The sequence below is a fragment of the Paenibacillus humicola genome, assembly GCF_028826105.1.
Lineage (GTDB): Bacteria > Bacillota > Bacilli > Paenibacillales > Paenibacillaceae > Paenibacillus_Z > Paenibacillus_Z humicola.
In genome coordinates this window covers 2,612,925-2,624,785 of record NZ_JAQGPL010000001.1, presented here as the reverse complement: position 1 = coordinate 2,624,785, position 11,861 = coordinate 2,612,925, and the positions used below count along the sequence as shown (strand labels likewise).

Annotated in this window: 12 protein-coding genes; all 12 read right to left on the bottom strand. The window is 56.7% G+C overall.

Annotated elements, in window-relative coordinates:
- Position 1 precedes the first annotated feature (1 nt).
- Complete coding sequence (locus PD282_RS12165; RefSeq protein WP_274650940.1) at positions 2–766, bottom strand: LamB/YcsF family protein; 765 nt, start codon at positions 764–766, stop codon at positions 2–4.
- A gap of 16 nt (positions 767–782) precedes the next feature.
- On the bottom strand, positions 783–1,790 hold the full coding sequence (locus PD282_RS12160) for a 5-oxoprolinase subunit C family protein (protein ID WP_274650939.1): 1,008 nt from the start codon (positions 1,788–1,790) through the stop codon (positions 783–785).
- Complete coding sequence (pxpB, locus tag PD282_RS12155; RefSeq protein ID WP_274650938.1) at positions 1,787–2,554, bottom strand: 5-oxoprolinase subunit PxpB; 768 nt, start codon at positions 2,552–2,554, stop codon at positions 1,787–1,789. The genes PD282_RS12160 and pxpB overlap by 4 nt, the downstream gene beginning before the upstream one ends.
- Complete coding sequence (locus PD282_RS12150) at positions 2,547–3,107, bottom strand: UbiX family flavin prenyltransferase (RefSeq protein WP_274650937.1); 561 nt, start codon at positions 3,105–3,107, stop codon at positions 2,547–2,549. Before PD282_RS12150 ends, pxpB begins: the two co-directional genes overlap by 8 nt.
- A 30-nt stretch (positions 3,108–3,137) precedes the next feature.
- A complete protein-coding gene (locus PD282_RS12145; protein WP_274650936.1) occupies positions 3,138–4,571 on the bottom strand; it encodes a UbiD family decarboxylase in 1,434 nt (477 codons plus the stop codon).
- Positions 4,572–4,588: 17 nt separating this feature from the next.
- Entirely contained in the window at positions 4,589–5,626 is a 1,038-nt protein-coding gene (locus PD282_RS12140) for an ABC transporter substrate-binding protein (protein WP_274650935.1), read from the bottom strand.
- 54 nt (positions 5,627–5,680) lie between these two features.
- On the bottom strand, positions 5,681–6,538 hold the full coding sequence (locus tag PD282_RS12135) for an ABC transporter permease (RefSeq protein ID WP_274650934.1): 858 nt from the start codon (positions 6,536–6,538) through the stop codon (positions 5,681–5,683).
- A 10-nt stretch (positions 6,539–6,548) separates the two neighbouring features.
- Positions 6,549–7,322 carry an ABC transporter ATP-binding protein gene (locus tag PD282_RS12130; protein WP_274650933.1) on the bottom strand — a complete coding sequence of 258 codons (774 nt, stop codon included), beginning with the start codon at positions 7,320–7,322 and terminating at the stop codon, positions 6,549–6,551.
- Between the two features lie 46 nt (positions 7,323–7,368).
- Complete coding sequence (locus PD282_RS12125) at positions 7,369–8,556, bottom strand: MalY/PatB family protein (protein ID WP_274650932.1); 1,188 nt, start codon at positions 8,554–8,556, stop codon at positions 7,369–7,371.
- Positions 8,490–9,911, bottom strand: coding sequence for an acetyl-CoA carboxylase biotin carboxylase subunit (accC, locus tag PD282_RS12120; protein WP_274650931.1), 1,422 nt, complete (start codon positions 9,909–9,911; stop codon positions 8,490–8,492). Before accC ends, PD282_RS12125 begins: the two co-directional genes overlap by 67 nt.
- A gap of 32 nt (positions 9,912–9,943) precedes the next feature.
- Positions 9,944–10,426 (bottom strand): acetyl-CoA carboxylase biotin carboxyl carrier protein, encoded by a 483-nt coding sequence (gene accB / locus PD282_RS12115; RefSeq protein WP_274655191.1) that lies wholly within the window; start codon positions 10,424–10,426, stop codon positions 9,944–9,946.
- A gap of 302 nt (positions 10,427–10,728) precedes the next feature.
- On the bottom strand, positions 10,729–11,508 hold the full coding sequence (locus tag PD282_RS12110) for an IclR family transcriptional regulator (protein ID WP_274650930.1): 780 nt from the start codon (positions 11,506–11,508) through the stop codon (positions 10,729–10,731).
- Positions 11,509–11,861: the final 353 nt, after the last annotated feature.

Sequence of the window (11,861 nt, the reverse complement as noted above, 5' to 3'; positions counted from 1 at the left end):
CTTACTTGTAAACTGGGGCCAGGACGTCGATGCCCGCCGAGGTGAGCGCCGATTTGATTTTCGCGGCGAACTCAAGCGCATGCGGGCCGTCCCCGTGAATGCAGATCGTATCGGCTTTAATCGCGACATCCGTCTCCTGGCGGGTTTTGACCATCCCTTCCTTAACCATCCGGATGACTTGGGCAACCGCCGCATCGTCGTCCGTAATCATCGCGTCCGGCAGCCGCCGGTTCGTCAGCGTTCCGTCGGATTGGTACGTGCGGTCGGCGAACACTTCGCTCGCGGTTCGCAGACCGATTTTCTCGCCGGCACGGATCAGCTCGCTGCCCGAAAGCCCGAACATGATCAGCTCCGGATCCACCTTGTAAACCGCCTCCGCGAGCGCCTCGGCCAGCGCTTGGTTCGTCGCCGCCATATTGTAGAGCGCTCCGTGAGCTTTCACGTGGTTCATCCTGCCGCCTTCGGATCGTACGAATCCGGACAATGCTCCGATTTGGTAAACGGCCATGTCATAGGCTTCCTTTGCCGAGATCGCCATTTCACGGCGTCCGAACCCGATCAAATCGGGCAGCCCCGGATGCGCCCCGATCGCCACCTTGTTCTCCAGCGCAAGCTGCACCGTCTTTCTCATCGTCGCCGGATCCCCGGCATGATAGCCGCAGGCAATGTTCGCGGACGTGACGTATTTTAAAAGATCGGCATCCTTCCCAAGCGTGTATGCGCCGTAGCTTTCCCCCATATCACTGTTCAAATCGACGTATGTCAATTGAATGACCTCCTTCCTAGTTTACCGACTGCAAAACGAGCCCGTGACGAAGCGTCCTGACCTTCCGTTCGCCGATCACGGCATGCTGCTGCGCTTCCTTCAGCGAGACGGAGCGAAAACGAACCTTGCCGCCCAAATTCACTTGGGCAAGCAGAGGCAAATCCGCCGAAATCACCTGCGCGATCCGGGGGTATCCGCCTGTCGTCTGCCGGTCCGCCATCAGCACGATCGGGTCCCCGTCGGCCGGGACCTGAATGGTTCCGAACGTAACCGGCGAGGAAATCAATTCCGCCTGCTCCTTCAGCTTCAATTTCCCGCCTGATATGCGGTAGCCCATACGGTCCGACTGCGGCAAAACCCGGTACGTTTCGCTGAAGAAGCGGCTGACGCTCTCCTCGTCGAACAGCTCCCTCTCCGCGCCGTCGATTACCCGGATGACCGGATCCGGAGCATATGCCGGAAGCAAATCGGCCGACAAGGACCATGGGCTGACCGCGGTATCTTCCTTTCCCGCCCCGCGCCTCAGCTTCCGCAGCAGACTCAAACTGCGAGGCGGCAGTTCCCCGACGGGGATTCGGTCGCCCTGCTGCAGCGGCCGTCCCTCCCAGCCGCCGATGCCCGCCCGCAGATACGTCGAGCGGCTGCTCATCTCGACCGGTACGTCGAATCCGCCGGCGACCGCCAAATAGGCGCGGCAGCCCTTCTTCAGCTCGCCGAATTCAAGTCTGCTCCCTTCCGGCGCAAAAATCGTTCGCCACAGCGGAACCGGATTCCCGTTCAACGACGGTGACAAGTCGCCTCCGCATACGGACAGAAGCGCAGGGGCCTCGAATTCGATTTCCGGACCGACGATCGTCATTTCCAGACCGGCGGCAGCCTCGTCGTTGCCGACGAGCAAATTGGCGATGCGAAGCGCGTAAGAATCCATCGGCCCGCTTACGATGATCCCGTATTTCTGCGCGCCGAAACGGCCGCGGTCCTGGATCGTCGTCAGCAAGCCCGGTTTGAGAATGCGTACGCTCATGTTCGGGATTCCTCCCATCCGTCGAACTCGCTGCGGGAAATCGGGTAAAACCGGACGACGTTTCCGGCTTCCAGCAAAGCCGGCGGCCACGATTTCGGCAGGAAGAGCTCCATCGGCGTCCGGCCGATCAGCTGCCACCCGCCGGGCGTCTCGATCGGATACACGCCGGTTTGCTTGCCCGCGATTCCGACGGTGCCCGCCGGAATCGCAAGCCGCGGCGTTTGCCGCCGGGGGGCGGCGATCCGTTCGGACATACCGCCCAGGTAAGCAAAACCGGGCGCGAAGCCGAGCATATAAACGAGATAATCGGCGCCGCTATGAATGTCGATGACCTCTTGCGGCGTCAGCCCGTTTTGTTCGGCTACCGTTTCCAAATCAGGGCCAAATTCGCCGCCGTAACAGACCGGGATTTCGACCGTTTTCGCCTGCTGCACCGGCAGTGAACCGAGCTGACGCACGATCTTGTCCATCAGCGCGGCGGCGATTTGAAACGGAAACTGCCGGTGCCGCGGCTCAGCGACGTTCGCATGCTTGTCCAGCAGCGCCATCACGTCGTAATAAACCGCCACCGACGTAAACGCCGGCACAAATTCGATCATGCCATGGAACGGCTGGCGCTCCAGATAGAGCGCCAGCTGCCGGACCCGCTTATGGGTTTCCGGACCGATCCGGTCGCCGAAGACGACGGAAAGCGCCGAATCGCCGAGCGGAACGATCTCGAACGTGCGTAAATCGTCCGGCTGATATGGACTTGAATTATTCATGCTGCAACCACCGCTTCGAAACCGAATTGTCGATACCCAATTGGTCCAGCACCCTCGCAACCGTATGGTCCACGATGTCCTGAACGCTCTTAGGCTTGTTATAAAAGGCAGGCATCGGCGGGACGATCGATGCTCCCATTCTCGCCAGGCGAAGCATATTTTCCAGATGAATCTCGTTCAGCGGCGATTCCCGCGGAACGAGAACGAGCCTGCGCCTTTCCTTCAGAATGACGTCCGCCGCCCTTGCGATCAGCTGGTCGGCGTACCCGTGGCTGACCGCCGCCAGCGTTTTCATGCTGCACGGTATGATGACCATCCCGTCCGTGACGAAGGATCCGCTCGAGATCAGGGCAGCTTGATTTCCCGCCGAATAAACCTTCGTTGCGAGGCTTTTCACCTGATCGATCGTGTAGTCCGTTTCGATTGCGATCGTTTTCTCGGCCCAGCCGCTGACGATCAGATGCGTTTCGACCTCCAGCTTCCGAAGCCATTCCAACAACCGGATTCCGTAGATTGCGCCAGTTGAGCCGGAAATGCCTACTACGATTTTCATTCGTATCCTCCCTTAGGCGAACCGGGACGTTTAGTCAAACCACTTGCCTTTCTCTTCCCGCGTCAATTCGCGAATCGCTTTAACATCGGCGGCGTCCGCGAATTCCTTCGGCACGCGCGTCCGTTCCGGGTACGGAATCGGCGGCGCCGGCTTCGTCGCGTCGACGATAACCGCGCTCGACATTTTCGCCTTGTGCGTTCCGTCCGGAAGGTATTCCCAGTTGGTCGGAAGCAGCCCGCCCGGTCCGTTCCATTTCGGAATGACCGTCAGGTCGTTCACGGCGTCAAAGCGCGTGCCCATCGCCCAAGCGACCTCTTCGCCGTTGAATACGTTAATATCCGAATCCACGACGACGATCGCGCGCAGGTTCTCCTGCTCCGTGTTCAGCGCGGCGAACGCCGCTTTCTTCACGTCCGAATCCCGTTCCTTGTCCAGCGACAAATAGCAGTTCATCCGGCAGTAGTGCGGCACGTTGACCGATTTCAGGCTCGGAACCGCGTCTTTGACCGCCTGATAAATGCTTCCCATCCGCGGGACGGCGCCGACGACCAGATGCTCGCGTCCCGAAGCGACGATATCCTGGAAGATCGCGTGCTTGCGGCGCGTAATGCATGTAATGCGGATGAGCGGGACGGAACCGCCGCCGAGGTAATGCCCCGGCCATTCGCCGAACGGGCCTTCCGGATGCATCTCGTCCGGCAAAATTTCGCCCTCGAGCACGAGCTCGGCTCTGGCCGGAACCATTAGATCAGACATCTCCGCTTTCACGAGCTCGAGCGGCTCGCCCATAAGCGCGCCCGCCGCTTCGTATTCGCCGCCCATTCCTTGCAGACGGGAAACAGCGCCCATGACGAAAGCGGGGTGGTGTCCGAGCACGATCGCGATCGGAGCCGGCTTGCCGGCTTTTTTGTATTTGTTAAAAATAAGGCCGCCGTGATGGGCGCCGAGAAACCAGACGCCCATTTCGTTTTTGCCGAAAATATGGTGACGATAAATCCCCGCATTTGTAATATTCGTCTCCGGGTCTTTGATGACCATAACGCCGGCCGACAAATAAGGACCGCCGTCCAGCCGGTTGTGAACGGGAATCGGCAGCTTGCCGAGGTCGATCTCGTCGCCGCGCAGCACCACTTCCTTCACCGGCGCCGACTCGCGCTCAACGACGACCGGAGCGACTTTATTGTTCAGCCGCTCGCCGTATACCCGCGGGATATCCTGCACGTCGCAGTCCAAATATAACGCGATGCGGTCGTAGTCGGTCAGCAGGTTGGAAATACACGATATGTCCGGGTCCGCGCCTTCCACATTGGTGAACAGCAGTCCCGGGTATTGCCCCTGCTCGGCCAGCTTGGCCGCATAGCCCGTAATGCCGAAGCGCGGATTCACTTCCTGGTCGACAACCTTCAATTGATCGGGAGTGCGCTCCGACAGCTCCCGCAAATACGTGCGAAGATCCTTTGCCATCTGTACAGCCTTCTTTCTTATTTGGTTAACAAGCTAAGGTCGACGGTCTGGTCGAACGGCAGCCCTTTGTCGATCGCTTTGATTTCGATCTGCGATTGCGTCACTTTATCCACGCTCGCCTGCGAAATCTCGAGTCCTTGAGGCACTTTTTTCAATTGGTTCGTGATGGCGGTTTTAAGCACGTCGTCCGAAATTTTCGGGAAATCCTTTTTCATCGGCTCGACGGCGCTTCCCGGATCCGCCTGCGTCCGGTCGTTGACTTCTTTCAGCACTTTCAGGAAGGTTTGCATGGCTTCTTTGTTTTTGTCGACCCAGTCCGTTTTCGCCATGACCGTAATACCGGCGAATTCGTATGCCGGATCATACAGAATGCGGAATTTGCCGTCCGCGAGCATCTGCGACGTCGTCGGCTCGGATACCATGCCGCCGGCCACATTGCCGCTTTGAATCGCAGCCAGCATGCTCGCGCCGCTGCCCGCACCGATGATGGTCACGTCCTTGTTCGGATCGAGTCCTTCGTCCTTGAGCCCGAGACGGAGCCCCGTGTCGGACAAGCTGCCGACCTTCGTTACGGCAAGCGTCTTGCCTTTCAGATCCGCGACCGACTTGTAGGTCGCATCGCTTTTCACGACGAGCGAGTAGCCGACGCCGTTGTAAATATCGCCGTAAGCTTTGACGCCGAGGCCGTTCTTCTGCTGCTTCAGCACGTGCTCGAAGGAACCGAGGTTAATGTCCAGACTGCCGCCGACGAGCGCCTGAACGGCGTCCGCTCCGGCGGTGAAGCAGACGTTCTCGATTTCGAGGCCCGCTTTGGCGAACGAGCCGTCATTGACGCCGATCTGCTCCAGCAGCGGGGTCATCCCTCCGCATACGAGGCCGACCTTGATATGAACCGGCTTGGCCGTCGTATCCGAGCCGGACGGCTGATTGGTCTGCGTATCGCCGTTACCCGCGGCAGGCGTTTGACCCGAATCCGCGCCTTTGCCGCAGGCCGAAATCAGCAGTGCGATCATGACCACCATCATGGCGGTCCAACTCATTTTTCTCGAAACCATGACATCTACTCCCCTTATTTTTTTTGAATCGATGTATGGGAACTGAAACCCGATTCAACGATACCGAAGCAGCCGCCGCTCGAATTGCACGATGATTTGCTCAAGCACGAGCGCGATCAGCATGATGAGCACGAGTCCGGTATAAATACCGGTCGTATCCAGCAGGCTGGACGAGTAAGTAATGTAATAGCCGAGGCCTTTGTTTGCGCCGACCATTTCCGCAATAACCGAACCGATCAGCGCCATGCCGATGTTCAGCCGCAGGCTGGTGAAAATCCAGACCGTGATCGACGGGAGAATGACCCACCGCATGACCTGCGTCCGGTTCGCTTTGTACGTCTTCATCATATCGAGCAGGCTGTGGTCGATGTTTTTGATCCCTTCATAGGAGTTGTAAAACGCCACGAACAGAACCATCGCCACGACCATGATGACCTTGGAGGAAAAGCCGATCCCGAACCAAACGATAAAGAGCGGAGCCAACGCAACGCGTGGCAGACTGTAAATCGCCATCACGTAAGGATGAAGCCATTTGTCGACAATGCCCCCGAAAGCCGCGGCGATGCCGAGCAGAGTTCCGGCAACCATGCCGATCGCCATGCCCGCCAGGCATTCCTCCAACGTAGTTCCTAAATGGCGCCAAAGCTCTCCGGTCAATGCGATTTCGATGATGCGGCCTGCGATCAGGGATGGCTTGCTGAACCAAAATTCATTAATGACCGTTCCGGACAGCAGCTGCCAGATGCCCAGCAGGACGACGCCGACGGCGATTCTGCCGCCCCATACCGACCAATTGCCGGACGTCCGTTTCGGTCTTGCGCGATCCGGACCATCCGATCCGGATACAGGTTTGACGAGGGCAACCTCCGGGTCAGAGACGGCCTCCCGCTTTGTTGCTTGTGCCTGTTTCATATCGTTCCCCCTATTCCTCTTCTGACAGACTCTCCCATATTTCACGCTGCAGTTCCCTGAAACGCGGATCAAAACGAATTTCGTAAAACGGACGCGGACGTTCGATATCGACCGTAAATTCGGCCTTGATCCGGCCCGGCCGTTTCGACATCACGACCACGCGGTCCGACAGCGCGACCGCCTCTTCGATATCGTGCGTAATGAACAGGACGCTTTTGCCGACGGCTTCCCACATTTTCAGGAATTGCTCCCCGATCACCACGCGAGTCTGGGCATCGAGCGGACCGAAAGGCTCGTCCATTAAATAAATGGACGGATCGTAGGCAAAGGTGCGCGCAAGCGCGACCCGTTTGCGCATGCCGCCCGACAGCTGCTTCGGATAAAAATGCTCGAAGCCTTCAAGTCCCACCATGCGGATGAGCCGCATCGCTTCCTTTTCCTGTTCGGCTTTCGACATTTTTTTGATCACAAGCGGCAGGCGGATGTTATCGAGAATGGATTTCCACGGCAGCAAGGCGTCGTTCTGGAATACCATGCCGATATGGTCGGGAACGTCGGTTATCGGCCGATTATCGACGAGCGCTTCACCGGACAGCGGCTTCAGAAGCCCCGAAACGACTCGAAGCAGCGTCGATTTACCGCAGCCGCTCGGTCCGACGACGGAGACGAATTCGCCGTCGCCCACCTTTAAATTAACATCCTTTAATGCTATCGTTTGCCGGCCTTGCGAATTATATCCAACCAGCAAATCTTTAATCTCCAGTCTGACAGGCCTGACAGCCATGACGCACCCCCTGATTGTATTTGGAAGATCGGCTCGAATGCCGTCATTATATTGTGCTTATTTTCACTTTAACAGCTTTTTCAATCCGGCGCAGCCCCTCTTCGAGCGTCGACCGCCTGCAGGCAAGGTTCATGCGCAGAAATCCGTCCCCTTCTTTGCCGAAATCCGAACCGCTGCTCAAGGCTACCCTCGCTTCCTTGATCATGAACTGCGCAAGGCTGTACGGATCCATCCCCAAGTCTCGGCAATCAAGCCACAGCAAAAAGGTCCCCTCCGGATTCGTCGTTCGGATTTCCGGCAAATTCCGCTCGAAAAACGCAATCGCGAAGTCGGTGTTTGCGCGAATATACGACAGGCACTCGCTCAGCCACTCATCACCATGCCGGTACGCGCTTTCGGAGGCGACGATGCCGAACGTATTGGTCATGGACTGATGCGCATCCTGAAGCGTGCGATCAAACGCTTCGCGCAAATCCGGATTGGGAATGATGATAAAAGAAGTAGACAATCCCGGAATATTAAAGGTTTTGCTGGGCGCCATACAGATGATGGAGCTGGCGGCCGCTTTCTCGGAAACAACCGCAAGGGGGGTATGCTTATGGTTCGGGAAAACGAGGTCGGCATGAATTTCATCGGAGACGATCAGCACGCCGTGCGCCAGGCATAGTTCCGTCAGCCGCTCCAGCTCCGCCCTGGTCCACACTCTTCCGACGGGATTGTGCGGGCTGCACAAAATGAGCAAGCGGGCTCCGGTTTCTTTTATTTTTTGCTCCAAATCGGCAAAATCCATTTCATAACGTCCGTTGCGATGGATCAGCGGGTTTGCGACGACCTTCCGCCCGTTTCCTTCCACCAGCTTCGCAAACGGCGGGTAGACGGGGGGCTGGATGATGACGCCGTCACCCGGGCTCGTAAATGTCTGAACGCATGCGATCAGTGCCGTTACGACGCCGGGCGAGTAACAAATCCAATCGCGTTCAACCGCCCAGTCGTGTCTGCGCATCATCCAGCCGGAAATCGCTTCATATAACGAGCCAGGCCGCGCGGTATACCCGTAAATTCCCTGCGCGGCTCTTTCCCTCAGCGCGTCGATGACCGGCTGCGGGCTTGCAAAGTCCATATCCGCAATCCACATCGGGAGCAGATCTTCTTCGCCGAAAAAGTCCTTTACGAAATTCCACTTGATTGAGTCTGAACAAAACGTTCCAAACGGCTCATCGAAGTTGTATCGCATGCTGTATCCTCCCCGCTGATTAGGCCGCTTTCCAGAAAATCGGTTTGAAAATCCCCGCTGGCAAACCTTTCGTTATCCAATAGCTTGCGATGAAACGGTATCGTCGTATCCACGCCTTCGACAACAAATTCGCCGAGCGCCCGTTTCATTCGCCCGATCGCTTCCGTCCGGTCTTTCCCCCACACGATGACCTTCGCTACCATCGAATCGTAAAACGGCGAAATGACGCACCCCGTATAGACGGCGCTGTCCACCCTTACGCCGAAGCCGCCTGGCGGCAAATAGGCCGTAACCTTCCCGGGGGACGGCATAAACAGGTTGTCCGGATCTTCCGCATTGATCCGGCATTCGATCGAACACCCCTGCAGCCTCACATCCTCCTGGCGGAAGGACAAGGGCTGCCCCGCGGCGACGGCGATTTGCTCCCGGACCAGATCGAAACCCGTCACCCATTCGGTCACCGGATGCTCGACCTGAATGCGGGTGTTCATCTCCATAAAATAAAACCGTCCGCTTCGGTCAAGCAGAAATTCGATCGTGCCGGCGCCGTGATAATCGATCTCCCTTGCGGCCCGCACGGCCATTTCGCCCATCCGCTTCCGAAGCTCCGGGTCGATTGCGGGAGACGGCGCTTCCTCGACAAGCTTCTGATGCCGCCGCTGGATCGAGCAGTCCCTCTCGCCCAAATGAACGACGTTGCCGTGTTTATCGGCCATAATTTGAATTTCGATATGGCGCGGCGCTTCCAAGTACTTCTCCAGATAAACATCCCCGTTGCCAAAAGCGCTCTCCGCCTCCTTCCGCGCATGCCGGATGGAAGGGATCAGGCCATCTTCGCCGTATGCGATCCGCATCCCTTTGCCGCCGCCGCCGGAAGCCGCCTTCACGATGACGGGATAGCCGATTTCGGCTGCAACCTTGACGGCAAGCCGCTCGTCTTCAATGACGCCTTCCGTTCCGGGAATGACCGGCAGGCCGGCCAGCTTCATCGCTTCCCGCGCCGCGGCTTTCATTCCCATCTGCCGGATGACGTCGGCGTCCGGACCGATGAACTCGATATCGAACGCATCGCAAATTTCCGCAAAATCGGGGTTCTCCGCCAAAAATCCGTACCCGGGATGAATGGCGTCGGCCTGGGCGAATACGGCCGCGTGCATAATGTTCGCGATGTTCAAATAACTGTCCTTCGTAGCACCTGGTCCGATGCAAAACGCTTGGTCCGCCATCTTCACGTGAAGCGCTTGACGGTCCGCCTCCGAGTATACCGCGACAGTCTCAATTCCCATTTCGCGGCAGGCGCGTATGATTCTGACGGCAATTTCGCCCCGATTGGCGATCAGTATTTTTTTGAACACGTCACGGCCACCCTTCCCACTGTTAAATCGGATTAATCCGTTTTGACCAAGAAGAGCGGGCGACCGTATTCGACGAATTCCCCGTCTTCTACCAGCACCTTCACAATTTCCCCTTCAACGCCGGCCCTAATCTCGTTAAACAGCTTCATCGCTTCCAATACGCAAACGACGGTATCGGCGGTTACTTGCTTGCCGGCCTGCACAAACGGCTCTTTCCCCGGCTCCGGCGCAGCGTAGAACGTGCCCAGCATCGGAGCGGTAATCGTTTTTTCGGCTGTCTCGGCAGCCGCGGTTTCAACGCCGTCCGCCGGCGACGGCGCAAAAGCCATATGGGATTCGCGCGGCTTGTCCGGCTCATACAGCGGCCCGGAAGCGGACACCGGAACGGAAATTTCGGTGCCGTCGTTTTTCGCAATGATCACCCTGGACGTCTCGTACTCGAATTTTTGAATACCCGATTCTTCGACCATTTTCACGATCTCTCTTAATTGTTGAAGGGAAAGCAATGCGATCACTCCCGCGTTCATGTTGTGATAGACGACATCTTCGATGGGAATCTATAAAAATTGTTCCGAATCTCGCAATACCGAATTTCGGAACTTAAGTACCGAAAATTAAAACCTAGTTTTATTATAAGGCTGGAATGATAAAAATCAAGGAATTTCTTTGTGATTTAAGGTAACATTATTTCGTCATATTTGTGTAGGTTTTATAACACAATTTCGTTAATTTGGATGGGGATTTAAAAAATGGTTGTGGATGATATAAGGGGATAAAAAAAGCCCATTCTCCGTCCGGAGATGAGCTCCTATAACCATTACCCCGCCGTCGAACCGGCCACCGGTTCGATCCAGCCGAGCATATGCGAAATTTCATTTGCCGCCCGCATGACATCCTCGGCCAGCTCCGGCAAACGGTCTTTGTGAAAGCGGACCTCGGGCCCTGCGACGCTGATGCCGGCCGTCAGCCGGCCGTTATGATCGAAGATCGGCGCAGCCAGCTCGGCCGTATAATTTTCAAGCTCGGACAGGCTGAAGCTGTAGCCTTTTTTCCTCGACGTCTCCAGCACCGCCCGCAGTTTCTCCTTGGCCGTAATCGTCCCGTTCCCGATCGGCAGCAGCTCGACCTCGCTCAGGTACTGCTCCCGTTCCGTCTCATCCATGAAGGCGAGCAGGATCCGCGAGCAGGCTCCCGCGTACAAAGGCGACCTGCGTCCGATTTTGGTGTACAGGCGTACGGGGTGGTCCGTATCCAGCTTTTCGATATAGATCGATTCCCTGCCGTCCTTGACGACAAGATGAACCGCTTCGCCCACCCGCTCGCGAAGCTCCCGCATGATCGGCAGAGCGATATTCCGGATGTCCAGCCGCTCCGCCACTAGATTGCCGAATTGGAGAAACACCAGTCCGAGCGCATACTTCCCTTCATGATCCCGCTGCAGAAAGCCCATGTCCTCCAGCGAACCGACCATGCGGTGCACGGAGGTTTTCGGAATGCCGGACAGCTGAATCATTTCGTTCAAATTCAATTTCGTATGCGACAAAAACAGATTCAGAAGATCCATGGACTTGACGACGGTCTTGTTTTTGTTCTGCACTTGCCCTTATTCCCCTTTGCTGATCGGATACGCAAATCAACTTAATAGGGAAAGTGTACAAAAGAACTCGTCAAACTGCAAATATTTGCATCAAAAGACAGGGGGATAAACTGGCGTGTCCTGTCGGTTAATGTCAGGTTTACGGACAAAAAGCTTTCTTTTTCATGAAAAGACCATCCTCAGTCCGATCGCCTGTCGAAAAGGCGAACAACCGTTTTTCAAATATCCGACCGGAATTGTCACCTTCTTGTACACTAAAAAATTTGTTAATCGTCTGCGCCTGACCCCTCATTCCGTCCGATGAACATCGTCAATAGCGTGACCAAGCACCGTCGACAATCCAAACGGTGTCC

What these genes read in the sequence shown, in the direction of transcription:
- PD282_RS12130 (WP_274650933.1), bottom strand. Translation starts at nt 7,322, where the DNA reads ATGGCTGTCAGGCCTGTCAGACTGGAGATTAAAGATTTGCTGGTTGGA.
- PD282_RS12160 (WP_274650939.1), bottom strand. Translation starts at nt 1,790, where the DNA reads ATGAGCGTACGCATTCTCAAACCGGGCTTGCTGACGACGATCCAGGAC.
- pxpB (WP_274650938.1), bottom strand. Translation starts at nt 2,554, where the DNA reads ATGAATAATTCAAGTCCATATCAGCCGGACGATTTACGCACGTTCGAG.
- PD282_RS12150 (WP_274650937.1), bottom strand. Translation starts at nt 3,107, where the DNA reads ATGAAAATCGTAGTAGGCATTTCCGGCTCAACTGGCGCAATCTACGGA.
- PD282_RS12140 (WP_274650935.1), bottom strand. Translation starts at nt 5,626, where the DNA reads ATGGTTTCGAGAAAAATGAGTTGGACCGCCATGATGGTGGTCATGATC.
- PD282_RS12135 (WP_274650934.1), bottom strand. Translation starts at nt 6,538, where the DNA reads ATGAAACAGGCACAAGCAACAAAGCGGGAGGCCGTCTCTGACCCGGAG.
- PD282_RS12125 (WP_274650932.1), bottom strand. Translation starts at nt 8,556, where the DNA reads ATGCGATACAACTTCGATGAGCCGTTTGGAACGTTTTGTTCAGACTCA.
- PD282_RS12145 (WP_274650936.1), bottom strand. Translation starts at nt 4,571, where the DNA reads ATGGCAAAGGATCTTCGCACGTATTTGCGGGAGCTGTCGGAGCGCACT.